Source organism: Sphingomonas telluris (genome assembly GCF_022568775.1).
GTDB lineage: Bacteria > Pseudomonadota > Alphaproteobacteria > Sphingomonadales > Sphingomonadaceae > Sphingomicrobium > Sphingomicrobium telluris.
Map to the genome: position 1 here is coordinate 992199 of NZ_JAKZHW010000001.1, position 23375 is coordinate 1015573.

The following is a 23375-nucleotide window of genomic DNA, read 5'->3' on the forward strand; positions in this document are numbered from 1 at the left end:
GGCCCGGCCAATAAACCCAGCCGGTTGTATCGCCAAGGCTGCTGAGGAAGCGCGCCTGAACACGCTTTGAATTTGTGGCTTCCTCGCGCGCACGCACGCGCGCACGGGCTGGCGCGAGCATTCAATTGCCGCTAGTCCATTCCCATATGGGGGGCAGCGCCGGTTCCGGCGCATCCTTCATTCGTATTCGTATCAGCAAGAACCGACAGGACTAGTCTTTTGGCCACCGAACCGCCGGTCGACGACCTCAGCGACAGCAATCCCAATACCCCCGACGGCAGCGACATTGCGCCCATCTCCATCGTCGAGGAGATGAAGACCAGCTACCTCGATTACGCGATGAGCGTCATCGTCAGCCGAGCGCTTCCGGACGTTCGCGACGGCCTGAAGCCGGTTCACCGCCGAATCCTGCATGCCTGCCAGGAGGCGGGCTATGTCGCCGGTCGGCCCTATCGCAAGTCCAGCCGCATCGTCGGTGACGTGATGGGTAAGTATCACCCGCACGGCGACAGCGCGATTTACGACGCGCTCGCCCGCATGGTGCAGCCCTGGTCCCTGCGCGTGCCGCTGGTCGACGGTCAGGGAAACTTCGGCTCGATGGACCCCGATCCGCCGGCCGCCATGCGTTATACGGAAGCGCGCCTCGCCAAGGTCGCGAACTTCCTCCTTGCCGACATCGACAAGGACACCGTCGACTTCCAGCCGAACTATGACGCGTCGGAGAGCGAGCCGCAGGTCCTCCCGGCCCGCTTCCCGAACCTTCTCGTCAACGGCGCCGGCGGCATCGCGGTCGGCATGGCGACCAACATCCCGCCGCATAACCTCGGCGAGGTTCTGGCCGCCTGCCGCGCCTACATGGACGACCCGGCGATCTCGACCGAAGGCCTGATGGAGCATGTGAAGGGCCCCGACTTCCCGACCGGAGCGCTCATCCTCGGCCAGTCCGGCATCCGCCAGGCCTACACCACGGGCCGCGGCTCGATCCTGATGCGCTCACGCTACAAGATCGAGGAAGGCCGCGGCGACCGCCGCTCGATCGTGCTCACCGAGATTCCGTACCAGGTCGGCAAGTCCGGGCTCGTCGAGAAGATCGCCGAAGCCGCGAAGGACAGGCGCATCGAAGGCGTCTCCGACATTCGCGACGAATCGAACCGCGAAGGCGTCCGCGTCGTCATCGACCTGAAGCGCGACGCCACTCCGGAAGTCGTGCTCAATCAGCTGTGGCGGCACACGCCGGCGCAATCCTCCTTCCCGGCGAACATGCTCGCGATCCGCGGCGGCCGCCCGGAGACGCTGACGCTTCGCGACATCATCGAGAGCTTCGTCCGGTTCCGCGAGGAAGTGATCACTCGCCGCTCGAAGTTCGAGCTGCTGAAGGCCCGCGAGCGCGCGCATATCTTGCTCGGCCTCGTGGTCGCAGTGACCAACCTCGACGAGGTCGTGAAGCTGATCCGTGGTTCGGCGAGCCCTGTCGAGGCCCGCGAGAAGCTGCTGGCCCGCAAGTGGCCGGGCGCGGAGATCCGCCCGTACATCGCGCTCGTCGAAGCCGTCGAGCCGCAGGGCAAGTCGGACACCTACCAGCTGTCCGAGGCGCAGGTCCGCGCCATCCTCGAGCTCCGCCTACACCGACTGACGGCGCTCGGCCGCGACGACATAGGCAAGGAGCTCCAGGAGCTAGCGGAGTCCATCGGCGAACTGCTCGAGATTCTCGCGAACCGCGCCCGCCTCTACGAGGTGATGCGCGAGGAGTTCGACGAGGTCGAACGCGAGTTCGCAACGCCGCGCGTCAGCGAGCTCGCCCCCGCCGCCGAAGGCATCGAGGACGAGGACCTCATCGAGCGCGAGGACATGGTCGTGACGGTGACCATGTCCGGCTACATCAAGCGCACTCCGCTAGCCGTTTTCCGCGAGCAGAAGCGCGGCGGCAAGGGCCGCGCCGGCATGCAGACTAAGGATGAGGATGCGGTCACCCAATTGTTCGTGACCTCGACCCACAATCCAGTGCTGTTCTTCTCCAACCTCGGCCGGGTCTATCGCATGAAGGTGTGGCGTCTGCCGGAGGGCGGTCCGAACACCAAGGGCCGCCCGATGATCAACCTGCTCCCGCTGCGCGAGGGCGAGGTGATCTCGACGGTTCTAGCCTTGCCCGAGGACGAGGCGGAATGGGACGGCCTGCACATCATGTTCGCGACCGCGCATGGCACCGTCAGGCGCAATAGCATGGCCGCCTTCACGAACATCCCTACCGCCGGCAAGATCGCCATGCGCTTCGGCACCATCGAAGGCGCCGAGACCGACGACAATGACGAGCAGCAGGCGGATCCCACCGATCGCCTGATCGGCGTCGAACTCCTGACAGAAGAGGATGACGTCCTCCTCGCGACCCGCAAGGGGAAAGCGATTCGCTTCCTCGCCACCGACGTGCGCGAATTCCAGTCACGTACATCGACCGGCGTCCGCGGCGTTCGGCTGCAGCCGGGCGACGAGGTCATCTCCATGTCGATCCTTCGCCGTGTCGGCACGACCCAGGAGGAGCGGGAGGCCTATCTCCGCTTCGCTCCGTGGAAGGGCGAAAAGGAAGGCGAATGCTCGCTGTCGCAAGATCGCCTGACCGAGATGGCGGAGAAGGAGCAGTTCATCCTCAGCGTCACCGAGAACGGCTACGGCAAGCGTTCCTCGGCCTATGAGTATCGCCGCACCAACCGCGGCGGACAGGGCATCACCAACATCGACACGTCCGAGCGCAACGGCTGCGTCGTCGCCAGTTTCCCTGCGCGCCAGGGTGAGCAGCTCATGCTGGTAACTGACCAGGGCAAGATCATCCGAACCACAGTGGGCGACATCCGCATCGCGGGTCGCAACACGATGGGCGTGACCATTTTCAAAGTCGCCCAGAACGAGCATGTCGTCGGCGTCGCCAAGATCGACGAGAGCGAAGAGGACGAGATCGAGCTTGACGTCAGCGACGAAAAGGCGCCGGAAGAAGGGGCCGTGGTCGGAGAGAGCGAGCTTGATCGCCCGGTCGATCCGGAACCCGGTCAGGAGTAGCGCCTAGCCGTTCTGTCTTGCGGCCAACCGTGGGAACGGCCTTCAGGCGCTCCGCGTTCGCTTTGGAAAGTCCAAAGGAGAACCTGAATGGCCCTTCCCCACAATGCGCTCGTCCTAGTTGCCGATGGCACCAAGTGCCTGTTCCTGCGCAATCACGGTGATCAGAACCAGATCGATCTCCGCACCGAAGCGCACGACCAGCGCGAGGATCGCAAGGATCGGGAGATCAAGACGGACGCTCCGGGGACCGCCGCCACGAGGATGTCCTCGGGCGGCGCCGAAGTTTTCCGGCCCGCGATGAGCGAAACCGACTTCCACCAGCAGGAGGAAGATCGCTGGATCAAGGACGCAGCCGAGGAGCTGAAGAAACGCGCGCTTCGCAACGACTTCGACGCCCTCGCGATCATCGCTCCGCCGAAGGCTCTCGGCGTGCTGAAGAAGTGCCTCCACAAAGAAGTCGAAAAGCGGGTCGTCGTCACGCTCAACAAGGAAATGGTCGGACGGCCCATCCCGGACATCGAAGAGCTGCTGGTAGGCGAAGCCGCGCCCCCCGCGTGATGTCGGGGTGTATTGCTAATATATAGCACTACTGCCCATCCGCTCGTCCCGCCGTTCGCCGATTTGTCGGCGCCTTCTCTGTGTCCGTCGACTTGGCATGGTTCTTGAAGAGATCTCCGCGCAGCAGACCGCTGCGTCAAAAAGGAGATCATAATGACCATGATGACGACGATCGTCGCAGTCGCGTTGGGCCTCACGCCGATCGGACAGGATGGTGTCGTGCAGCCCGTCTCCAAGGACCAGGCAAGCGCAATCGGCCGCTATTCGGAGTCGACGGACGACACCGGCACGACGCACCTCACCGGCATCAACCGCAAGACCGGCCAGACCTTCCACCTGACGGTCAATCCGCAGGGCCGTGTCGAGGGCTCGGTCGGCGACTGGGTGGTGACGTTTCAGGTCGCGAGCGCAGCCTGAGGTGGGCGGACGAACGTCAGGCGTAGAGGTGGCTCACCTCTGCGTCTGACGCGATCGCATCGATAAGCAGCGTGCGGTGACACCCCGCCGGATCCCGCTCGTAGCAAAGCAGCGCGCTCGGCTTGTCCTGCGCCAGGTCCAGCATCTGCGCACCTTGGGCGATCGCTTCGGGCAGCTCCAGCTGGCCCGCGTAGATCCGTTCCAGCTCGGCGTGACGGCCGGCTCGCGCTGCCGCCCGCCCGTCGGCCGGCGTGCCGAGCGCCCGCAAATGCACATAATCGATGCCCGCTTCAGCGAGCGCGTTGCGCAAGGGCGTCTTGGAGAATCCCGGACGTCTTGAATTCGGCACGGCGCGGACGTCGATCACGCGCTGGACCCCCGCCTGCTGGAGCGCGGCGAGGAAATCTCCGACCGTCGCGTTCTCATATCCGATGGTGAAGATGCGCATGGCGGCTGGATAGCGCGCTCGCTGGCGACTAACAGCCCCCTCATGTCCTTCGACATCCACATCATCGGCGGCGGCCTCGCCGGGTCGGAGGCGGCATGGCAGCTCGCCGAAGCGGGCCTGCGCGTGCGCCTCAGCGAAATGCGCGGCGGTGCGGACACAACACCGGCGCACGAAACCGACCGGCTTGCTGAGATGGTCTGCTCCAACAGCTTCCGCTCCGACGACGCCGAGCACAATGCCGTGGGCCTTCTGCATCAGGAGATGCGTGAACTGGGCTCACTGATCATGCGCGCGGCCGACAAGCATCGCGTCCCCGCCGGCTCGGCGCTTGCGGTGGATCGCGAAGCTTTCGCCGCGGAGGTCACGAAGGCGGTCGAAAACCACCCGAACATCGCGATCGTCCGTGAGCGCGCGGACACGTTGCCCGACCACCCGACCATCATCGCCACCGGACCGCTGACCGGCTCGAAGCTGGCGGAGGCCATAGCCGCCGAGACGGGCCAGGGGGCCCTGGCCTTCTTCGACGCCATCGCGCCCATCGTGCACCGCGACAGCATCGACATGGACGTGGCCTGGATGGCTGCGCGCTGGGACAAGGGCGGCAAGGACTACGTCAACTGCCCAATGGACAAGGAGCAGTACCAGGCCTTCGTCCAGGCCCTCCGCGACGGCGACAAGACCGAGTTCAAGGAGTGGGAGAAGGATACGCCCTACTTCGAGGGCTGCATGCCCATCGAGGTCATGGCCGATCGCGGCGACGACACGCTCCGCTACGGCCCGATGAAGCCCGTCGGGCTCGACAATCCGCGGACGGGTCGCTGGCCCTATGCCGTCGTCCAGCTTCGCCAGGACAATGCGCTCGGTACATTGTGGAACATGGTCGGCTTCCAGACCAAGCTGAAGCACGGCGAGCAGGTCCGCATCTTCCGCACGATCCCGGGGCTGGAAAATGCCGAGTTCGCACGCCTTGGCGGAATTCACCGCAACAGCTTCATCAACTCGCCGCGCCTGCTCGACGGCAAGCTTCGCCTGAAATCGAAGCAGAACATCCGCTTTGCCGGCCAGATCACCGGCTGCGAGGGCTATGTGGAAAGCGCCGCCGTCGGGCTGATGGTCGCGCGTTTCACTGCCACTGAGTTGCGCGGCGAAACGCTGGCTTCACCGCCGGTCGAGACTGCGCTCGGCGCGCTGCTGAGCCACATCACCGGCGGTGCGGACGCGGAGACCTTCCAGCCGATGAACGTCAATTTCGGCCTCATGCCGCCCATTCCGGGACGTTCGAAGAAAGCGGACCGCAAGAAGATGTATACCGATCGGGCCCGTGCTGCACTGGCTCAGTGGCTGCAGCGCGAGCCGGTGGCGGAGCCTGCCTAGTTCGGAAATTCCATCCGCGAGATCAGCTCGGTCATCCGGAACAGGCGCGCCTGGATGGCTTCCGGCACGCTGTCGGGAAGCCGGTCGGTGATCGTCTCGCGGGCTTCGAAATATCCGGCCTTCACGCGCACCAGCTCCATCGCCCAATCCGGGAAGCTGCGGGCCTCCACCTTACGCCGATCGCGGATCTCGAAGCCGGTGTGACGGGTGTCCTGCCGGAGCCGCCCGATCAAGTCCTCGATCGCGTCTTCCGCCCCTTCGATGATCTGCAGGAAATGCGTCCCGTTGAACACGAGCAAACCGGTAATGCCGTCGAGCGCGTTATGCTCTCGCGCGCTGCGGTGAATGTCTTCGAGATCGTCTGTCTGGAGATCGAGGCGGGCGAGGCTGGTGTACGTCACCGAGGTCAACTTCATGCCTCGCCGATAGATGCATTTTATAACGTCTCAAGCCGGTAACGTCGGGTTCAAGACAGAATTAACACGAACAGCGCTTTTTCTTCGGCGGAGGAGGTGCCGTAGTCGCGTATTCGGAGGCACTCAGCCATCCCGACCGGTCCTTGTCGGCTCCGTCGAACTTGTCGATCGACTTGTCCGCCCACTCCTCGAACGACAGCGAACCGTTCCCGTTGGTGTCGAGCTTCGCGAACGCCTTGCGCCGCGGGGCGAGGATTTCCTCTCGCTGGATCTTGCCGTCCTTGTCCTTGTCGGCGCGCGAGAAGCGCCTTTCCTCGCGCGATTTGGCGGTGGCTTCGGGCGGGTCGGGAAGCCTCAGCACGCCGGACGCGGCACGCGCGGGCGGAGCCGCCGGAAGCAACGGGGCTTCCTCGGCTCGGCTTTGCCAGAAAAGAAAAGCTCCAGTGAGCAGCAGGAAACAGGCCGCAGCCCCGGCAAGGAAACGCGCCAAGGCGAAACTCCTTCAACACTAGGAGATTCGGCACGGAGGAATTTGCCGCCGGAACCGGTGCTGTCAATCGCCCCGCGTGACGATTCCGCTCCAGCGATGGCGAAGCATGGCCGCCAACCGCGGAGGACTGCCTTCCTGCTCGAAGGGCGGCCCACTCTCAAGGTCGCGGATAGCGAGACGCGCAAGTGCCGTAAGCGGCCTCAGCGCCCTCGCGAAGCGGTGCTTCGCAACCCGCTTTCGCGGTCCGTTGGCCTGTTGGAGCAATTCCGGCACGCCCCTGCGGCCCACGGACACTAAAGCGTAGAGCGAACCGGCGTCGGCGATCTTCTCGTCCTGGCTGGCGAGAAGCCTCCCAGCGAGCGAAAACAGTTGCGCACCACGCGTCTCCACGCGTGCGGGTTCGACGGCTTCTTCAAGCAAGGTCGCCCAACCGTCTTCGAGGATCGCCAGATCGGCGCCACTGACCCCCCGGGGCAGGAGAATCTCAGCGGCCGCCTGAAGCCGCGGCTCCGCGGGAACACTGCCTCTGTCGAGATCCTCGAGCCGCTCGCGCCACCATGCCAGCTTCACAGCCGCGAGCGCGGGCTGCGTCGAGCGGGCGACAACGTCGGCCATGGCCGCATCGATCTGGAAGAGAGCCTCCAACGCGGGCCTCACCTCGGCCGGCACTTGCCGCAGCATCAGCGCGCGATCGGCGCCTATGGCCGCGGCCAGCTCCTCGTCAGCGGTAACAGACGGCCTTTGCGGCGGCGACGACATCCGAAGCCTTGATCAGCGCCATCTTCTCGAGATTGGCAGCGTAGGGCAGCGGCACGTCGACATCGGTCACGCGAAGCACCGGCGCGTCGAGATCGTCGAAGCCTTCGGTCATCGCGATGGCGATGATCTCGGAGCTGATCGAGCAGGTCGGCCAGCCTTCCTCGACCACCACCATGCGGTTCGTGCGCTTCAGGCTCTCGAGGACCGTCGCCTTGTCCAGCGGGCGAAGCGTCCTGAGGTCGATGACCTCGGCATTGATGCCCTCCGCCATGAGTTCCTGCGCGGCCTCTAGCGCGACGCCGACGCCGATCGAATAGCTCACCAGCGTGACGTCCTTGCCCCGGCGCACGATGCGCGCCTTGCCGATCGGCAGGACGTAATCGTCGAGCTGCGGAACGTCGAAATGTTGTCCGTAGAGAAGCTCGTTCTCGAGGAAGACCACCGGATCGTCCGTCCGGATCGCAGCCTTCAGCAGTCCCTTCGCATCCGCCGCGCTGTACGGGGCGATCACGATCAGGCCGGGGACGCTCGCGTACCAGGGGCCGTAGTTCTGGCTGTGCTGGGCACCCACGCGCGCGGCGGCGCCGTTCGGGCCGCGGAACACGATCGGGCAGCGCATCTGGCCGCCGGACATGTAGTTCGTCTTGGCCGCCGAATTGATGATGTGGTCGATCGCCTGCATGGCGAAGTTGAACGTCATGAACTCGATGATCGGACGGAGGCCGCCCATCGCCGCGCCGCTGCCGACGCCCGCGAAGCCATATTCGGTGATCGGCGTATCGATCACGCGCTTGCCGCCGAATTCCTGCAGCAGCCCCTGGGTCACCTTGTAGGCGCCCTGATACTCCGCGACCTCCTCGCCCATGACGAAGACGCGGTCGTCCTTGCGCATTTCTTCGGCCATCGCATCGCGAAGGGCTTCGCGCACGGTCGTGCTGACGAGCGGCGTACCTTCAGGGACGTCGGGCTCATCGCTCGTCTTCGCTACGTCCGCGACGAGATCGCGAGCTGCCGTCTCGAAGACGTGCGGCGTCGGCGTTCCTTCGGTCTGCTGGGATGCGGGGACGGGAATGGACGGCTCTTCGGTCGCGACCGGCTTCGGAGCCTCGGCGGGCGCAGCCGGAGCCGCAGGCGCATCCACGGCCTCACCGTCTGCCGCTAGGAGCGCGATCGGCTGACCGACCTTCACGCCGTCCGTGCCTTCCGGGACCAGGATCTTGGCGATCTTGCCCTCGTCGACGGCCTCGAATTCCATGGTCGCCTTGTCGGTCTCAATCTCCGCGAGGATGTCGCCCGACTTCACGTCGTCGCCCTCTTTGACCAGCCACTTGGCGAGCGTGCCCTCTTCCATCGTCGGCGACAGCGCCGGCATCTTCAGCTCGGTCGCCATCAGTACGTCCCCACCAGCACGTCGGTATAAAGCTCATCCGGAGCGGGCTCAGGCGCCTCCTCCGCGAACTTGGCAGCTTCGACGACGATGTCCTTGATTTCCTTGTCGATCGCCTTGAGCTCCTCTTCCTTCACGCCCAGCGCTTCGAGCTCCTTGGCGGCGCGATCGATCGGGTCGCGATGTTCGCGATAGTCCTGCACCTCCTCGCGAGTCCGGTACTTGGCAGGGTCGGACATCGAGTGACCGCGATAGCGGTAGGTCTTGAGTTCCAGGATGATCGGGCCCTTGCCTGCGCGGGTCCATGCGAGTGCCTCTTCCGCTGCGCCGCGGACCGCGAGCACGTCCATGCCGTCGACCTGGATGCCGGGAATGCGGAAGCTCTCGCCCCGGCGGTAGAAGAGCGGCTCGGACGCCGAGCGCTCGACGCTCGTGCCCATCGCATACTGATTGTTCTCGATCGCGTAGATGACCGGCAGCTTCCACAGCTCGGCCATGTTGAAGCTCTCGTAGACCTGGCCCTGGTTGGCCGCGCCGTCGCCGAAATAGGCAAGGCATACGCCTCCGTCGCCCGCATATTGGTGCTTGAAGCCGAGGCCCGTGCCCAGCGACACCTGCGCGCCGACGATGCCGTGACCGCCGTAAAAGCCGTGCTCGACGCTGAACATGTGCATCGAGCCGCCCTTGCCCTTGGAGATGCCCGCGGCGCGGCCCGTGAGCTCGGCCATGATCACCTTGGGGTCGATGCCGTAGGCCAACATGTGGCCGTGATCGCGGTAGCCCGTAATGACGCTGTCCTTGCCGACGGTCATCGCCGACTGAAGACCGACCGCGACAGCTTCCTGACCGATGTAGAGGTGGCAGAAGCCGCCGATCAGGCCGAGACCATAAAGCTGACCCGCGCGCTCTTCGAAGCGGCGGATGAGCAGCATCTCGCGATAGAATTGCATCAATTCATCACGGGTAGCCTCGTAGCGCTTGGGCTCTGCCGGGCGCTCTCTATTCGGAATGGAAGGTGCTGCGGGTGCAGCGGCTTTTGGCTTGGCAGGACGCGCCACGTTTTTTCCTCTTTATCGCGCGATGTCGAATGAGCGGCGCGTCTATAGGTTGCAGCGCCTCGGGCGGCAACTAGTCGAGCGGGACGATCACCTCGTCAGGCCGAACGAGGCCAAGCTTGTCGCGCACCATTTCGTCCGCGAGATCGGGATCGGCCTTGCGCGGGTCGAGGAGTTGCGAGCGATGCCGCAAAGTGGCCTTCTCGGCTTCCAGGCGCGCCAATTCGGCCTTCCGGACCTGGAGGTCGCGGTGGTATCCGCCCCACGCGAGCAAGCCATTGGGTCCGGCGACTGCATAGCCGGCGAAATTGCCGACGATGATCAGCGCCAGCGCCGGCCAGAACGCCCGGCGAAGCATACTGAAACTACGCTTTTCCCCACCCATGCCCCTTAAGAATCACGACAGAGTCGCGAAGGCAAGTGAAACCTTGAACTTAGTGGGCGAATCTGTGGATTTTTTAGCGACGGTAAGCCTTGATAGCGCTAACGCCAGGATAACGCGCACTGTCGCCAAGCTCCTCCTCGATGCGGAGCAGCTGGTTGTACTTGGCGGTCCGGTCTGAGCGGGCGAGGCTGCCCGTCTTGATCTGCCCGCAGGACAAGGCGACGGCGAGGTCGGCGATCGTCGAATCCTCCGTCTCGCCCGAACGGTGCGACATGACCGCGGTGTAACCGGACGTCTGAGCGAGGCGAACGGCGTTGATCGTCTCACTCAGGGTGCCGATCTGATTGACCTTCACCAAGATCGAATTTGCAATCCCGTTTTCAATGCCTTGAGCCAGTCTCTTTTCATTTGTTACGAAGAGATCGTCGCCGACGAGCTGCACGCGATCGCCCAGCCGCTCGGTCAGCGCAGCCCAGCCTTCCATATCGTCTTCGCCCATGCCGTCTTCGATCGAAGCGATCGGATATGCGCTTGCGAGATCCGTGAGATAGTCGGCCATTTCGACTGGAGTCAGGCTGCGTCCCTCGCCCGCCAGCTCGTACTTTCCGCCCTTGAAGAACTCTGTCGCGGCGCAGTCCAGGGCTAGTAGGACGTCGCTTCCAGCCTTGTATCCGGCGGATTCGACGGCCCTGAGGATAAAATCGAGCGCTTCGCGCGCCGAAGCGATGTTCGGAGCGAACCCTCCCTCGTCGCCAACGCCCGTCGCGAGGCCGGCGGAATGCAGTGCAGACTTCAGCGCATGGAAGATCTCGGTGCCGCAGCGGAGCGCTTCGGAAAAGCTTCCCGCGCCCACCGGCATGACCATGAATTCCTGGAAGTCGATCGGGTTGTCGGCATGCGCACCGCCGTTGACGATGTTCATCATTGGCACCGGCAGGATGTCCGCGCTGACTCCGCCAACGTAGCGATAGAGCTGCAGGCCAACGGCTTCCGCGGCCGCCTTGGCCGTCGCCAGGCTGACGCCGAGGATCGCATTGGCGCCGAGCCGGCCCTTGTTCTCCGTCCCATCGAGCAGGTTCAGGGCGGCGTCGAGATCCGTCTGATCCTCGGCTTCGCGGCCAAGGACCGCGTCCGCAATCTCGTCATTGACGGCATCCACAGCCTTCTGGACGCCCTTCCCGCCCCAGCGGCTCTTGTCGCCGTCGCGAAGCTCGACCGCCTCGTGCGCGCCGGTCGATGCGCCCGACGGCACGGCCGCACGGCCCATGCTGCCGTCTTCGAGCGTAACATCGACCTCGACCGTCGGATTTCCGCGGCTGTCGAGGATCTGGCGGGCGTGGACGTCGACAATCGCAGTCATGGAAATCCTTCTTGCGCGAGCGTAATGATGTTGCGGATGCCGCGACCTATAGGCCGGGCGGCGGAGCGTGCAACTTTCACTTCGACAGGCAGGAACGAAGGCCGTGGCTGCCGGGTTGAGTGCCGAAAAGGAGGACTCGCATGGGTGACAACAGAAGTGACCTTCCCGAAGGTACCGACGAAATCATCGACACCGACGCTACCGAAATCCTTCCTGAAGACGTCGACACGACGACTTCCGGCGCTTCCACCGGCACACCGCCGACCGTATCCGCCGACACCCGCAGGCCAACGGCAGACGCCGCTACAGGCAGCGCGCCCGATCTGCGCCAGCGACTCCGCGACGGCGGCGAGAAGCTTTCGTCGCAAGCCGGCGAGCGTGCCCGCGGGCTTGTCACGCAAGGGCTGGAGCGCTCAGCCGAAGCCTTGTCGAACGTCAGCCGCCTGGTCGGAGACACGGCCGCCGGCCTCGATGAGCGCCTGGGCGAGGAATATGGCGAATATGCTCGCCGCGCCGCCGCGGCGATCGAAAACACCGCAAACAGCCTCGCATCCAAGGACTCGGATGAGCTGATCGAGGATACGCGCAATTTCGTCCGCAACAGCCCGGGCGTCGCCATCGCGGGCGCCGCCATCGTCGGTTTCGCCGTGGCTCGGCTCCTGAAGTCGGGCCTGGGCGGACGCGATGGGGATGACGACGAGGCGTAAGGCTTCGTCAGAGGAGGACTCGCCGTGCTCAAGCCGCCCAATGAACCTGCGTCCGAACCGGCGGAGAACGTCCGCCCGGTCGGCGAACTCGTTCATGAGCTGATTGAGGACGGCAAGGCCTATGCCCGGGCAGAGATCGCGGTGGTCAAGGCCACTGCTGTCTCCAAGGTCCAGGCATTCAAGCTCCCGGCAATCCTGTTCGGTCTGGCCTACTTGCTGGCTCTTGCGGCAATCACGGCCTTGGCCGTCGGTGTCGCGATGGGCTTGGCTACACTGATCGGACCGCTAGGCGGTGGCGTGGTCGCTTTCCTGCTCTTGGGCGGGATTGCCGGCGTGCTGGTCTGGATTGGGATCAACAAGCTGAGGGAGGGCCTGTGAGCCGTGAAGCTCCCGAAGTGACCGCCGCCCGGATCGAGGCCGAGCGGGCCCGCGCCCAGCTGATGGACACGGCCCAGCGTCTCCAGACGCGCATCAGTCCCGGAAATCTTGCTCACAATGCGTGGGAAGGTGCGAAGGACAAGGGCGCGGATCTTGCCGAAAACGCGGTGGACGCCGTTCGCAACCGCCCGCTTGCTGCGACCGGAGTCGTCGCGGCGATCACGCTGTTCCTTGCGCGCGAGCCGCTCAAGGACCTCGCGGGAAAAGTTACCGACGGCGTGCGCCGCAAGAAGAAACCCAAAGCCAAATCCACGGAGAAAGTCGCATGACGGACAGTCGCAACCTCGATCAGGACACCAGCACTGAAACCGGAAGCCGCCGCCAGCGGGCAATCGAAGCCTACGGCAGCGCACGGGATCGCGTGACCGGCGCCGGTCGCAAGGCGGGCGAGGCGCTCGAGGAAGCACCGCTGGTGGCACTCGCGGCTGGCTTGGCCGCAGGGGCGGCGATAGCGGCCCTTTTGCCGCGCACCCGCACCGAGGCATGCCTCATCCGCCCCGTCGCCGACCGGGCACGTGAAACTGCGAAGTCCGCTGCCCAGGCCGCGAAGGACGCCGGCAAGTCGCGCTTGAGCGAGCTCGGCTTTACGACCGAAAAGGGCAACGAAGTCGTCCGCCAGATCCTCGATGGAGCGAAAGACGCCGTCCGCGCTTCGGCTCAGGCTGCGGCCGGCACGGTTCGCAGGGGCGAATAGTTCGCAAGGTCGACGAATCCTGCTAGCGGGCGGGCCATGAGCAAGCTTCACCTTGTATTCGGCGGGCGCGTGAAGGACCCGCAGGGCCTCGATTTCGTCGACCTCGCCAACATCGATTTCGTCGGGCTGTTCCAGAACTATGCCGAGGCCGAGGAGGCCTGGCGTGGCCGCGCTCAGCGGACCGTGGACGATGCCGAGATGAAATATGTCGTCGTCCATCTGCACCGGCTGCTCGAGCCGGAAAGCGACAGCAGCACGGCGTCGGCCGCTTAGGCCTTCCGGTACCGCCAGAGAAGCAGCGGGCGCTCCAGCAGCAGCCCCGCGACGAACCCGCCGATGTGCGCCGGCGTTGCCAGCAGGAAGCCCTGCGCGCCAGCGAGATAGCCGGTCATCACCTGGAGAACGACCCAGGCGACGAGTAGCCAAAGGGCATTCAGCGCCCGGTTCAGGCCCGGCGATCGGACGATCCTCTTGTGCTGTCCGAATGTCAGCGCGAAGGCCCCAATGACCGCGCTAATCGCCCCGCTCGCGCCGATCATCGGGATCGGCGAGATTGGGTTCACGACCCACTGCGCAATGGCCGCGGCATAGGCTCCGACGACGTACAGGCCGACCAGCGAGCCCCAACCGAGGACGCGCTCCACCTGGGACCCACACCAAACCAGCATGAGCATATTAAGCGCGAGGTGCAGCGCACCTCCATGTGCGAGCGTGCAGGTCAGCGGCGTGAGCCAGGCCGGAACGGCCGGAGTGATCTCGATAAGGCCGCTGAGCCGGGCCGGAATGACCCCCAGCACCATTGAGGCGCGATCCTGCGCGCCTAGCAGCACCGTCAACAGCCAGACCGCGGCTGTTACGATGACGATGGCGATTGTCGCCGTTCTGGGCAGGCGAAAGCCTGTCACGTTCAGGTCAGGACCTAGACGAACTCGATCTTGGCGATTTCGTAGTAGCGGTCGCCGGACGGGGTGGAAACCTCGACCTCCTCGCCCTTGTGGCGGCCGATGAGGGCGCGCCCAAGCGGCGAATTGTAGCTGATCCTGCCGTCCTTCGCGTCCGCCTCGACCTGGCCGACGAGCTGGTAGCGAACCTTCTTCTCATCCTCGTCGATGAGAGTGACCGTGGCGCCGAAAAGGACCTTGTCGCCAGACAGCGTGGTCGGATCGATCACCATCGCGCGGCTCAGCTGGTCATCGAGGTCGGCGATCGTCGCCTCGATGTGGCCCTGGCGTTCCTTGGCCGCATGATATTCGGCGTTTTCGCTGAGGTCCCCGTGTGCCCGGGCGTCTTCGATCGCCTGGACGACTTCGGGCCGCTCGACGGTTTTCAGGTGCCGCACTTGCTCGGTCAGCTTGCGATGACCTTCTGCCAACATCGGCACCTTTTCGGCGGTTGCCATCAGTCTTTCCTCTCAAAACCCCGCCTGCCGCGCCCTTGGGAGGGTCCGCGATTGCAGTACGGATTGTCAGCTGAGTTCTAGTTTTTGGAAGCGGAATAATAGGATTGGACGGAGCGGACTTCAAGCGCGTGCCCCCGCAACGCCTCGATAGCCCGTGCCGCGGCCAGGCTGCCCGCTGCCGTTGTGAAGTATGGGACTTTCCGCGTGAGAGCCGTCGAGCGGATCGAGTGGCTGTCCTTCAGCGACTGCCAGCCCTCGGTCGTGTTGAAGACCAGCTGCACTTCGCCGTCCATCAGCCGGTCGACGATATGGGGCCGTCCCTGCAGCACCTTGTTGACCTGCTCGACCGCCAATCCCTTGCTTGCCAGGTGGCTGGCGGTCCCGCTCGTCGCGATCACGGAGAAGCCAAGCTCGAGCAGCTTCTGAACCGCGGGAACGATATTGTCCTTGTCCGCATCCTTTACGGAAACGAAGGCGGTGCCGCTGTCCGGCAGGACCATGCCGGCACCGATCAGGGCCTTTCCGAACGCGAGGTCGAAATCGCTATCGATTCCCATGACCTCGCCGGTGCTCTTCATTTCCGGTCCGAGCACGGGATCGGCGCCGGGAAAGCGCGCGAAGGGGAATACGGATTCCTTCACGGCGATATGGCCGATCTCGCGGCTGATAGGGTCGAAGCTCGATAGCGGCTCGCCGGCCATCACCCGCGCGGCGATCTTGGCGACGGGCCGACCGATGGCCTTGGCGACGAACGGCACCGTCCGGCTGGCGCGCGGGTTGACCTCGATGAGGTAGACGTCGCGGTCCTTCACCGCGAACTGCACGTTCATCAGCCCCTTCACCCCCAGCGCCAGGGCCAGTTCACGCGTTTGCCGCTCGATCTCTGCGACGAGCTCGCTCGACAGGCTGTGGGGAGGAATGGAGCAAGCACTGTCCCCAGAGTGCACACCCGCCTCCTCGATATGTTCGAGGATTCCCGTGACAGCCACATCCGTGCCGTCGCAGATGGCGTCCACGTCCACTTCGATTGCGTCGCGCAGGTAGCGGTCGATCAGCACCGGGCTCGAGCCGGAAACCGCCACGGCTGTCGCGATGTAATGGTCGAGCTGCTCCGGCCCGTCGACGACCTCCATGCCCCGGCCGCCAAGGACATACGAAGGGCGCAGGAGCACCGGATAGCCGATGCGCGAAGCCACCTGCAGCGCCTCTTCGCGGCTGCGCGCCAGGCCATTGGCCGGCTGCTTCAGCCCAAGCCGCTCCACCAGATTGGCGAAGCGCTCGCGGTCTTCCGCAAGATCGATCGAGTCCGGCTTCGTCCCCAGGATGGGAATACCCGCCGCGCCAAGGTCCGCCGCCAGCTTCAGCGGCGTTTGCCCCCCGAGCTGCACGATTACGCCGAGCAATTCGCCCTTCTCCGCCTCGCGATGGAGGATTTCGAGGACGTCCTCGGCGGTCAGCGGCTCGAAATAGAGCCGGTCCGACGTGTCCGGGTCGGTGGAGACGGTCTCCGGGTTGCAGTTGACCATGATGGTCTCGAACCCTGCCCCGTCGCGGCCCAGTGCGAAGGCCGCGTGGCAGCAGCAATAATCGAACTCGATGCCCTGGCCGATCCGGTTCGGCCCGCCACCCAGGATCGCGATCTTCCTGCGATCGCTGATCTCCGCCTCGTCCTCGGGCTCGCCGAACAGCGGCGCTTCATAGGTCGAGTAGAGATAGGGCGTGGCCGCCTCGAACTCGGCCGCGCAACTGTCGATGCGCTTGAACACGGGCCGCACGCCGAGCTTCAGCCGGTGCGCACGCACTTCCGCTTCAGTGACGCCGCCCGTAATCCCCTTCAGCGCTGCATGGACGACCCCGCCGCCCGCAGCGGCCAGTTCGCTCATCTCGCGCTCGACGTGCGCTGACCTCAGCGCCAGTTGCGCCAGGCGAGCGTCGGAGAAGCCCATCGCCTTCAGCCGCCGCATCCCGGCGGCATCCTGCGGAAGGCCTTGGTCGCGAACCTGTGCCTCGGCGTCGACGATCTCCTGCAGGCGCTGCAGGAACCAGGGGTCGAAGCCGGCGATCTGGTTGATGCGCTCGACAGTGAAGCCCTGGCGAAGCGCTTCCGCTGCGACCAGCAGCCGCTCCGGCGTCGCCTTGGCCAGCGCGTTCTCGATCACCTGCGGATCCGCGCCTTCCAGCTCGCGCACACGGTCGAGGCCGGTCAGGCCGGTCTCCAGCCCGCGAAGCGCCTTCTGAAGGCTCTCCGGGAACGAGCGGCCGATCGCCATGACCTCGCCGACCGACTTCATCGACGTGCTGAGCAGCGCCTGCGCTCCCTTGAACTTCTCGAAGGCGAAGCGCGGGACCTTGGTAACCACATAGTCGATCGTCGGCTCGAAGCTCGCCGGCGTCGCTCCGCCCGTGATGTCATTGGCGATCTCGTCGAGCGTGTAGCCGACGGCCAGCTTCGCCGCGACCTTGGCGATCGGGAAGCCCGTGGCCTTGGACGCGAGCGCCGATGACCGCGAAACGCGCGGGTTCATCTCGATCACCACCATGCGCCCAGTCTTCGGATCGACTGCGAACTGGACGTTGGAACCGCCTGTTTCGACGCCGATTTCCCGCAGGACGGCGATGCTCGCCGACCGCATCCGCTGATATTCCTTGTCGGTCAGCGTCAGCGCCGGAGCGACCGTGATGGAATCGCCCGTATGGACGCCCATCGGATCGATATTTTCGATCGAGCAGATGATGATGGCGTTGTCGGCGCGGTCGCGCACGACTTCCATCTCATATTCCTTCCAGCCGAGGACGGATTCCTCGATCAGGACCTCGGTCGTCGGGCTGGCTTCAAGGCCGCCGCGGACGATCGCCTCGAACTCCTCGCGGTTGTAGGCGATGCCGCCGCCCGTCCCGCCCAGCGTGAAGCTCGGCCGGATGATGGCAGGCAAACCGACATGGTCGAGCGCTGCCCAGCCGTCTTCCATGCTGTGCGCAATGGCTGAGCGGGGGCTCTCCAGCCCGATCGCATCCATCGCCTCGCGGAACTTCAACCGGTCCTCAGCCTTCTCGATCGCCTCGGCATTGGCGCCGATCAGTTCGACCCCCAGCCGCTCCAGTGTCCCGTCCTTCGCCAGCGCCAGCGCCGTGTTCAGCGCGGTCTGTCCGCCCATGGTCGGAAGGACGACGTCGGGCTTTTCCTTCTCGATGATCTTGGCGACGAACTCAGGCGTGATCGGCTCGATGTAGGTTGCATCCGCCAGCTCCGGATCGGTCATGATCGTCGCCGGGTTCGAATTCACGACGATGACCCGATAGCCCTCTTCTTTCAGCGACTTGATCGCCTGGCTTCCGGAATAGTCGAACTCCGCCGCCTGCCCGATGACGATCGGGCCCGCGCCGATGATGAGGATGGAGGAGATATCAGTGCGTTTTGGCATCAGCTCGTTGGATCCGGCGTGGCGTTGACGTAGACGAGGCGCAGGTTCCGTTCACGCGCCCACTGCAAGACGCAGGCGCGTTCAGCAGCCGTCGCGCCATTGCGCATCATGAAAAGCAATCTCTTCTCGCTTTCGTCCTGAAAGAGTTCGCCGAGCGCCAGACCACAGCGCTGGCCAACGGCGTTGATCTCGGTCTCCGAGTGCATGCGTGCGGTGACGCAACCAGAAAGCAATAGGATTGCGGGCGCGAGCGGCCAGAGAGGCGCCCCCGCTCTGCTCACCCGGCCGCCTTCGGAAACATGCTGGCCACATCGAGCTTCGGCACCGAGGGAGCCGTCACGCCGCACGTCTTGGCGGCGCCCTTCACGACCTGCTGTACCTGCTTGGCGACCCGGCCGAAGGTCGGCTTGCCCGGCTTCGATCCGACCTCGACCTCGCTATAGGCGGTCTTCTCGCAGCCTTTGAAGCCGGCGATGATGCGGACGAAGTCCTTGGCGTGCTCGACGCTGACGACCAGGTCGCCGCTGGTGAAGCCCGCCTCGCACTGGTTGGACACGCATGCGTCCGATCCCTGAGCGATCGACTTCGCCATCATCCACTGGCCCGGCGGCAGAGCGAACAGGTCGTCCGGCCGCCCGACATTCGCCTTGCTGGCGGGCACCTCCACGACTTCCTGCGCCTCTACGGCAGTGGAAGCGAACAACAGTGCGAGGGGGATCAGGCGCGTGAACATGCTACGTCTCCTTCGTGAGCTGCTTCACGAACCTCTGGAACAGGTAGAAGCTGTCCTGAGGACCCGGAGAAGCCTCCGGGTGGTACTGCACGCTGAACGCGGGCCTATCGATCAGTTCAATCCCGCAATTGCTGTCGTCGAATAGAGAGACGTGGGTCTCGCGGACGTTTTCGGGCAGCCCTTCACGCTCGACCGCGAAGCCGTGGTTCATGCTGGTGATCTCGACACGTCCGTCGGACAGTCGCTTGACCGGATGGTTGGCGCCGCGATGCCCCTGGAACATCTTGCTGGTCTTTCCACCCACGGCGAGCGCGAGCATCTGGTGGCCGAGGCAGATGCCGAACAGAGGCTTCCCGGTCTCCAGCATCTGCCGGATCACCGGCACGGCATATTCGCCCGTCGCCGCCGGATCTCCCGGTCCGTTCGACAGGAAGAAGCCGTCCGGCTCGTGCGCCATGATCTCTTCGAACGTCGCCGTCGCCGGCACGACCGTCACTCGCGCGCCGGCCTCGACGAGGTTGCGGAAGATGTTGCGCTTGTTGCCGTAATCGACGGCCACGACGTGCGGGCGATCCGGATCGTCTCCGCCCAGGTCGTAGCCCTGCCCCCACTCCCACTTGCCGCCGGTCCAGCGCTCGACCTGCAACCGGCTGACGTCCTTGGCGAGGTCCATGCCTTCCAGGCCCGGCCATTCGGCGGCGAGCTTCTGTAGCCGGTCGAGATCGAAGTCGCCGTTGACGTTGTGCGCGATGACGACCGTCGGCGGCCCTTCCTCGCGCACCAGCTTGGTCAGGGCCCGAGTATCGACGCCGGAGATGCCGATGCGGCCCCATTTGCGCATCCAGTCGGAAAAGCCCTCGTTCGCCCGGTAATTGCTGGGCTCGGTCACGACCTCCCGGACCAGGCAGCCGAGTGCGTGCGCTTCCGCTGCTTCGACGTCTTCGTCGTTGGCTCCGACATTGCCGATGTGCGGGAAGGTGAAGGCGATGACCTGCTTCGCGTAGGAAGGATCGGTCATCACTTCCTGGTAGCCGGTCATGGCGGTGTTGAAGCAGAGTTCGCCGACCGCTTCGCCCTCGGCGCCGAAGCCCCTGCCCCAAACACGGCGGCCATCGGCGAAGACAACGACTCCCGTCGCGCCCTTGGGTTGAGGCGCGGACATGCGTCGTGCGTCGGCCATCGGCGGAGGAGCCTTCCGTTAGAATTTTTCAGCGATGTCGCTAAGGCACTGCCGCTAGGCGTCGAGTGGCGTCAGGTCAACGCTGTAAAATCGCGAATTTCCCCGCTACGTGCGGTCCCTTCAATTTTCTCCGCTGGAGCGACGATGATCCGCGACGAAATCAAGGCTGCCTTGGTGACCGCAATGAAGGGCGGCGACAAGGCGTCGACCGGGACGATCCGCCTGATCCAGTCGGCGCTGAAGAACCGCGACATCGAGCTGCGCACGTCCAGCGCGACGCCGGACGACGACCTGCTCGTCACCGAAGTGCTGCAGAAAATGATCAAGCAGCGCCGCGAATCCGCAGATCTCTACCGCAAGGGCAACCGTGCCGAGCTCGCCGATGCCGAGGAAGCCGAGATCGCGGTGATCGAGCGCTTCCTGCCCAGGCAGATGAGCGAAGACGAAGCCCGGACCGCCATCTCCGCAATCATCGCCGAGACCGGCGCGTCGGGCATGAAGGATATGGGCAAGGTCATGGGGCTGGTGAAGGAGCGGCTGGCGGGCCAGATCGACCCTGCTCGCGCCAGCGGCCTGGTGAAAGCCGCCCTGTCCTGAGGCATTGAAAAGGCCCCGCCGCGGGTGCGGCGGAGCCGAAGATTGCGAAACGATCGACTTGCTAGGCTGTGGCCGTCTTGCCGGCAGCCTCATTGCTGGTGAGGCCGGTCACCCCCGCGATCACCATCTCGTAAAGGAAAATGGCGAGTGCGGTAGCGGCTGAGCCGGCAACGCCCAACTGCAGGTTCATCATCACGGCGTTCAGCTGCGTGCCTATTGCCGGGATCTGGCTCAAGGCTGCGCCGATTACCGGTGCCGCGACTGCGGCGACCATGGCCATGACAAGCCTCTCTCTTGGCACGGCGAGGCCTGCGATGAGGCCGAGTACGACGAGGATCAACGCTACATTCATTCCACCGAGCGCTACGAACCCGGCTACGATTGCGAGTAGGATGTAGAGAGCGCGGGCGAGCCCGCCGATCTTGGTCATCATGATGGTATCCCCTCCTGATTGTCCCGCCCAGCGGTTCTGCCGCCGCTGCATCTCGGAACAGGTCAAGATTAACCCTGATTCGGCTGGTTCAGGAGCGGAATGAATCGTTTTGAATCTGATCGTTACGGGCAGGCACCGATTCTTGGCGCCCGAAAGAACGGAGTCGCATCTGTGGATAAGTGCTTTTCGCGCGCTTGCGGGCGCGCGAGTCGGATGCGACTAATTCCTGTCGCCGCATGAGCTTAAGCCCAGCCTTTCTTGACGAGCTTCGCGCTCGAACCTTGCTGTCGGCGGTCGTTTCGCCGTCGGTGAAGCTGATCCGCGCGGGCCGCGAGTGGAAGGCCTGCTGCCCCTTCCACAATGAGAAGACGCCCAGCTTCACCGTCAACGACGCGAAGGGTTTCTACCACTGCTTTGGTTGCGGGGCGCATGGCGACGCGATCCGCTTCCTGACAGACAATCGCGGTCTGCCCTTCATGGACGCGGTGAAGGAGCTCGCCTCAAAGGCTGGGCTTGAGGTTCCCGCGCCCGACCCGAAGGCCCGCGAGCGCGCTGAACGCACCTCCACACTCACCGACGTCATGGCGTCATGTCAGAAGTGGTTTGCCGAGCAGCTCGGCGGCATCGAGGGAGCGGAGGCCCGCGAGTATCTGAAGAACCGCGGCATCGACCCAGGCACCGTCGCCCGCTTCGGCATCGGCCTCGCACCGGAGGGCCGGAGCAAGCTCAAGTCCGCCCTCAACTCTCTCGGCGAGGACAAGCTCGTCGAAACGGGCATGCTCATCCGCAACGACGAGGGCGAGACGTACGACCGCTTCCGCGGGCGCCTGATGATCCCCATCCGCGACGCGCGGGGCCGGGTGATCGCGTTCGGCGGCCGCATCCTCGGTCCCGGCGAACCGAAGTACCTGAACTCCCCGGACACGCCGCTCTTCGACAAGGGGCGCACGCTCTACAACATCGATCGCGCCAGCCCCGCCAGCCGCCAGGCCAAGCGCCTGATCGTCGTCGAAGGCTACATGGACGTCATCGCCCTCGACCGCGCCGGAGTGGCCGAGGCCGTCGCGCCCAACGGCACGGCCGTCACAGAGCACCAGCTCGAACGCATGTGGCGCCTCGATCCGAACCCGATCCTGTGCTTCGACGGCGACAGCGCGGGCCAGAAGGCCGCGATCCGCGCCGCCAGCCGCGCTCTCCCCTTCCTCGGCGCCGAACGCACCCTCCGCTTCGTCGAGCTTCCGGCCGGGCAGGACCCCGACGACGTCGTTCGCAACGGCGGCCGCGACGCGCTGGAAGCGCTGCTCTCCGAGCCTGAGCCCCTCGTCGAACGCCTCTGGCGTCACGAGCGCGAGGCCCAGCCGCTCACCACCCCCGAGGCCCGCGCCGGCCTTCGCCAGCGCCTCATTGAGCATGCCCAGGCGATCGGCGACCATGCCCTTAGCCGCCTCTACCGGGAAGAGTGGCTCCGTCGCTTCCAGGGAGAGGTCACCCCTCCCCGCCCCGCATTCCAGCCCCGACGCCCGTTCCAGCCCGGCCAGCGCGGCCGCTTCGTCCCGCCCAAGCCGCCCGCAGGCCCCGCCGCCCGCGCCATTGCAGCGACCGGCATCGACCGCACCATGGCCCGCGCCCTCGTCCTCGGGTTCACCAATTATCCGCAGGCGTTGGTGGAGCATTGCGAGCAGCTCGCGACGCTTCCGATCGGCGAACAGAGCCTCGCCCGTCTACGCGACAAGCTCGTCGATGCGGCTGTTTCCGGCGAAACGCTTGATCGAGAGACACTTGCTACCATATTGGCGGCCAGTGGAGCGGCGAGCGATTTGGAGAAAGCGCGCCGGACCGGGACGATGGCCTTTTCCTTCACCCGCAGCGACACGGCGCCTGACCGCGCGGTTCGCGACCTCGGGATCGCGATCGATGCGTTGATGGCGGACGGAGAGATCGGAGCAGCCTTGAAGGCCGCGACCGAGCGCTTGAAGGAAGGCGACGAAGACGCGTTAGAGGAGCAGCGCAGGCTGCATCTCGCGCGGAGGGACAACAATGAGCGGCTGGCGTCACTCGCCGGCAGCGAATAAGCG

At 65.0% G+C, this 23375-nt stretch carries 26 protein-coding genes; 11 read left to right on the forward strand and 15 right to left on the reverse strand.

The window, feature by feature from the left end; genetic code table 11:
• Positions 1-219 precede the first annotated feature (219 nt).
• From gyrA to LZ016_RS05000, 3 genes are all read left to right on the forward strand, one after another.
• A complete protein-coding gene (gyrA, locus tag LZ016_RS04990; protein ID WP_241446237.1) occupies positions 220-3048 on the forward strand; it encodes a DNA gyrase subunit A in 2829 nt (942 codons plus the stop codon).
• A gap of 87 nt (positions 3049-3135) precedes the next feature.
• Positions 3136-3606, forward strand: a complete 471-nt coding sequence (locus tag LZ016_RS04995; RefSeq protein ID WP_241446238.1) for a host attachment family protein — start codon at positions 3136-3138, stop codon at positions 3604-3606.
• A gap of 153 nt (positions 3607-3759) precedes the next feature.
• Positions 3760-4023 (forward strand): hypothetical protein, encoded by a 264-nt coding sequence (locus LZ016_RS05000; protein ID WP_241446240.1) that lies wholly within the window; start codon positions 3760-3762, stop codon positions 4021-4023.
• Positions 4024-4039: 16 nt separating this feature from the next.
• Here the strand turns inward: LZ016_RS05000 and LZ016_RS05005 are convergent, their stop codons facing one another.
• Complete coding sequence (locus LZ016_RS05005) at positions 4040-4471, reverse strand: DUF488 domain-containing protein (RefSeq protein WP_241446241.1); 432 nt, start codon at positions 4469-4471, stop codon at positions 4040-4042.
• A 42-nt stretch (positions 4472-4513) separates the two neighbouring features.
• Between LZ016_RS05005 and trmFO the strand changes: the two genes are divergently transcribed.
• Positions 4514-5845 (forward strand): methylenetetrahydrofolate--tRNA-(uracil(54)-C(5))-methyltransferase (FADH(2)-oxidizing) TrmFO, encoded by a 1332-nt coding sequence (gene trmFO / locus LZ016_RS05010; protein WP_241446242.1) that lies wholly within the window; start codon positions 4514-4516, stop codon positions 5843-5845.
• On the opposite strand, the gene LZ016_RS05015 is transcribed toward trmFO, so the two are convergent.
• The 7 genes from LZ016_RS05015 to eno form a co-directional block, all read right to left on the reverse strand.
• Positions 5842-6261 (reverse strand): BLUF domain-containing protein, encoded by a 420-nt coding sequence (locus tag LZ016_RS05015; RefSeq protein WP_241446243.1) that lies wholly within the window; start codon positions 6259-6261, stop codon positions 5842-5844. The two genes, trmFO and LZ016_RS05015, sit on opposite strands and share 4 nt — an antisense overlap.
• A gap of 61 nt (positions 6262-6322) precedes the next feature.
• Positions 6323-6751 (reverse strand): EF-hand domain-containing protein, encoded by a 429-nt coding sequence (locus LZ016_RS05020; protein ID WP_241446244.1) that lies wholly within the window; start codon positions 6749-6751, stop codon positions 6323-6325.
• 63 nt (positions 6752-6814) lie between these two features.
• Positions 6815-7510, reverse strand: a complete 696-nt coding sequence (locus LZ016_RS05025) for a squalene/phytoene synthase family protein (RefSeq protein ID WP_241447514.1) — start codon at positions 7508-7510, stop codon at positions 6815-6817.
• Entirely contained in the window at positions 7473-8900 is a 1428-nt protein-coding gene (locus tag LZ016_RS05030; RefSeq protein WP_241446245.1) for a pyruvate dehydrogenase complex E1 component subunit beta, read from the reverse strand. The genes LZ016_RS05025 and LZ016_RS05030 overlap by 38 nt, the downstream gene beginning before the upstream one ends.
• Positions 8900-9955: a pyruvate dehydrogenase (acetyl-transferring) E1 component subunit alpha gene (gene pdhA, locus LZ016_RS05035; RefSeq protein WP_436286343.1), complete on the reverse strand. Its 1056-nt coding sequence runs from the start codon at positions 9953-9955 to the stop codon at positions 8900-8902. The genes LZ016_RS05030 and pdhA overlap by 1 nt, the downstream gene beginning before the upstream one ends.
• Positions 9956-10025: 70 nt before the next feature.
• Positions 10026-10310 carry an FtsB family cell division protein gene (locus LZ016_RS05040; RefSeq protein ID WP_241446248.1) on the reverse strand — a complete coding sequence of 95 codons (285 nt, stop codon included), beginning with the start codon at positions 10308-10310 and terminating at the stop codon, positions 10026-10028.
• 100 nt (positions 10311-10410) lie between these two features.
• Positions 10411-11697 carry a phosphopyruvate hydratase gene (gene eno, locus LZ016_RS05045; protein WP_241446249.1) on the reverse strand — a complete coding sequence of 429 codons (1287 nt, stop codon included), beginning with the start codon at positions 11695-11697 and terminating at the stop codon, positions 10411-10413.
• 140 nt (positions 11698-11837) lie between these two features.
• On the opposite strand from eno, the gene LZ016_RS05050 reads away from it, so the two are divergent.
• The 5 genes from LZ016_RS05050 to LZ016_RS05070 are packed head-to-tail and all read left to right on the forward strand — an operon-like array spanning position 11838 to position 13809.
• On the forward strand, positions 11838-12404 hold the full coding sequence (locus LZ016_RS05050; RefSeq protein ID WP_241446250.1) for a hypothetical protein: 567 nt from the start codon (positions 11838-11840) through the stop codon (positions 12402-12404).
• Positions 12405-12428: 24 nt separating this feature from the next.
• Positions 12429-12782, forward strand: a complete 354-nt coding sequence (locus tag LZ016_RS05055; protein WP_241446251.1) for a phage holin family protein — start codon at positions 12429-12431, stop codon at positions 12780-12782.
• A complete protein-coding gene (locus LZ016_RS05060) occupies positions 12779-13111 on the forward strand; it encodes a DUF3618 domain-containing protein (protein ID WP_241446252.1) in 333 nt (110 codons plus the stop codon). The genes LZ016_RS05055 and LZ016_RS05060 overlap by 4 nt, the downstream gene beginning before the upstream one ends.
• Complete coding sequence (locus tag LZ016_RS05065) at positions 13108-13536, forward strand: hypothetical protein (RefSeq protein ID WP_241446253.1); 429 nt, start codon at positions 13108-13110, stop codon at positions 13534-13536. Before LZ016_RS05060 ends, LZ016_RS05065 begins: the two co-directional genes overlap by 4 nt.
• A 36-nt stretch (positions 13537-13572) precedes the next feature.
• Positions 13573-13809 carry a DUF4170 domain-containing protein gene (locus LZ016_RS05070; protein ID WP_241446254.1) on the forward strand — a complete coding sequence of 79 codons (237 nt, stop codon included), beginning with the start codon at positions 13573-13575 and terminating at the stop codon, positions 13807-13809.
• Here the strand turns inward: LZ016_RS05070 and LZ016_RS05075 are convergent.
• From LZ016_RS05075 to carA, 6 genes are all read right to left on the reverse strand, one after another.
• On the reverse strand, positions 13806-14441 hold the full coding sequence (locus LZ016_RS05075) for a rhomboid family intramembrane serine protease (RefSeq protein ID WP_241446256.1): 636 nt from the start codon (positions 14439-14441) through the stop codon (positions 13806-13808). The genes LZ016_RS05070 and LZ016_RS05075 overlap by 4 nt on opposite strands.
• Positions 14442-14455: 14 nt before the next feature.
• Complete coding sequence (gene greA / locus LZ016_RS05080; RefSeq protein ID WP_241446258.1) at positions 14456-14935, reverse strand: transcription elongation factor GreA; 480 nt, start codon at positions 14933-14935, stop codon at positions 14456-14458.
• Positions 14936-15012: 77 nt separating this feature from the next.
• A complete protein-coding gene (gene carB / locus LZ016_RS05085) occupies positions 15013-18357 on the reverse strand; it encodes a carbamoyl-phosphate synthase large subunit (protein WP_241446260.1) in 3345 nt (1114 codons plus the stop codon).
• The gene (locus tag LZ016_RS05090; protein WP_241446261.1) at positions 18357-18638 is read right to left on the reverse strand and encodes a hypothetical protein; all 282 of its coding nucleotides are present in this window, start codon (positions 18636-18638) and stop codon (positions 18357-18359) included. The genes carB and LZ016_RS05090 overlap by 1 nt, the downstream gene beginning before the upstream one ends.
• The gene (locus LZ016_RS05095) at positions 18635-19090 is read right to left on the reverse strand and encodes a hypothetical protein (protein WP_241446262.1); all 456 of its coding nucleotides are present in this window, start codon (positions 19088-19090) and stop codon (positions 18635-18637) included. Before LZ016_RS05095 ends, LZ016_RS05090 begins: the two co-directional genes overlap by 4 nt.
• Position 19091: 1 nt before the next feature.
• On the reverse strand, positions 19092-20270 hold the full coding sequence (gene carA, locus LZ016_RS05100; RefSeq protein WP_241446263.1) for a glutamine-hydrolyzing carbamoyl-phosphate synthase small subunit: 1179 nt from the start codon (positions 20268-20270) through the stop codon (positions 19092-19094).
• Positions 20271-20414: 144 nt separating this feature from the next.
• On the opposite strand from carA, the gene LZ016_RS05105 reads away from it, so the two are divergent.
• Positions 20415-20867: a GatB/YqeY domain-containing protein gene (locus tag LZ016_RS05105; protein ID WP_241446264.1), complete on the forward strand. Its 453-nt coding sequence runs from the start codon at positions 20415-20417 to the stop codon at positions 20865-20867.
• Positions 20868-20928: 61 nt separating this feature from the next.
• Here the strand turns inward: LZ016_RS05105 and LZ016_RS05110 are convergent, their stop codons facing one another.
• Positions 20929-21300 carry a hypothetical protein gene (locus tag LZ016_RS05110; protein ID WP_241446265.1) on the reverse strand — a complete coding sequence of 124 codons (372 nt, stop codon included), beginning with the start codon at positions 21298-21300 and terminating at the stop codon, positions 20929-20931.
• 236 nt (positions 21301-21536) lie between these two features.
• On the opposite strand from LZ016_RS05110, the gene dnaG reads away from it, so the two are divergent.
• Positions 21537-23372 (forward strand): DNA primase, encoded by a 1836-nt coding sequence (gene dnaG / locus LZ016_RS05115; protein WP_241446266.1) that lies wholly within the window; start codon positions 21537-21539, stop codon positions 23370-23372.
• The last annotated feature ends 3 nt before the right edge of the window (positions 23373-23375 follow it).

Bases quoted from the DNA above. Each gene is read 5' to 3' on its own strand.
- carA (WP_241446263.1), bottom strand. From the start codon at position 20,270: ATGGCCGACGCACGACGCATGTCCGCGCCTCAACCCAAGGGCGCGACG.
- trmFO (WP_241446242.1), top strand. From the start codon at position 4,514: ATGTCCTTCGACATCCACATCATCGGCGGCGGCCTCGCCGGGTCGGAG.
- LZ016_RS05025 (WP_241447514.1), bottom strand. From the start codon at position 7,510: ATGTCGTCGCCGCCGCAAAGGCCGTCTGTTACCGCTGACGAGGAGCTG.
- LZ016_RS05050 (WP_241446250.1), top strand. From the start codon at position 11,838: ATGGGTGACAACAGAAGTGACCTTCCCGAAGGTACCGACGAAATCATC.
- LZ016_RS05015 (WP_241446243.1), bottom strand. From the start codon at position 6,261: ATGAAGTTGACCTCGGTGACGTACACCAGCCTCGCCCGCCTCGATCTC.
- LZ016_RS05105 (WP_241446264.1), top strand. From the start codon at position 20,415: ATGATCCGCGACGAAATCAAGGCTGCCTTGGTGACCGCAATGAAGGGC.
- carB (WP_241446260.1), bottom strand. From the start codon at position 18,357: ATGCCAAAACGCACTGATATCTCCTCCATCCTCATCATCGGCGCGGGC.
- LZ016_RS04995 (WP_241446238.1), top strand. From the start codon at position 3,136: ATGGCCCTTCCCCACAATGCGCTCGTCCTAGTTGCCGATGGCACCAAG.
- dnaG (WP_241446266.1), top strand. From the start codon at position 21,537: ATGAGCTTAAGCCCAGCCTTTCTTGACGAGCTTCGCGCTCGAACCTTG.
- LZ016_RS05005 (WP_241446241.1), bottom strand. From the start codon at position 4,471: ATGCGCATCTTCACCATCGGATATGAGAACGCGACGGTCGGAGATTTC.
- LZ016_RS05030 (WP_241446245.1), bottom strand. From the start codon at position 8,900: ATGGCGACCGAGCTGAAGATGCCGGCGCTGTCGCCGACGATGGAAGAG.
- eno (WP_241446249.1), bottom strand. From the start codon at position 11,697: ATGACTGCGATTGTCGACGTCCACGCCCGCCAGATCCTCGACAGCCGC.
- LZ016_RS05000 (WP_241446240.1), top strand. From the start codon at position 3,760: ATGACCATGATGACGACGATCGTCGCAGTCGCGTTGGGCCTCACGCCG.
- LZ016_RS05065 (WP_241446253.1), top strand. From the start codon at position 13,108: ATGACGGACAGTCGCAACCTCGATCAGGACACCAGCACTGAAACCGGA.
- greA (WP_241446258.1), bottom strand. From the start codon at position 14,935: ATGGCAACCGCCGAAAAGGTGCCGATGTTGGCAGAAGGTCATCGCAAG.
- LZ016_RS05095 (WP_241446262.1), bottom strand. From the start codon at position 19,090: ATGTTCACGCGCCTGATCCCCCTCGCACTGTTGTTCGCTTCCACTGCC.
- LZ016_RS05040 (WP_241446248.1), bottom strand. From the start codon at position 10,310: ATGCTTCGCCGGGCGTTCTGGCCGGCGCTGGCGCTGATCATCGTCGGC.
- LZ016_RS05070 (WP_241446254.1), top strand. From the start codon at position 13,573: ATGAGCAAGCTTCACCTTGTATTCGGCGGGCGCGTGAAGGACCCGCAG.
- LZ016_RS05110 (WP_241446265.1), bottom strand. From the start codon at position 21,300: ATGATGACCAAGATCGGCGGGCTCGCCCGCGCTCTCTACATCCTACTC.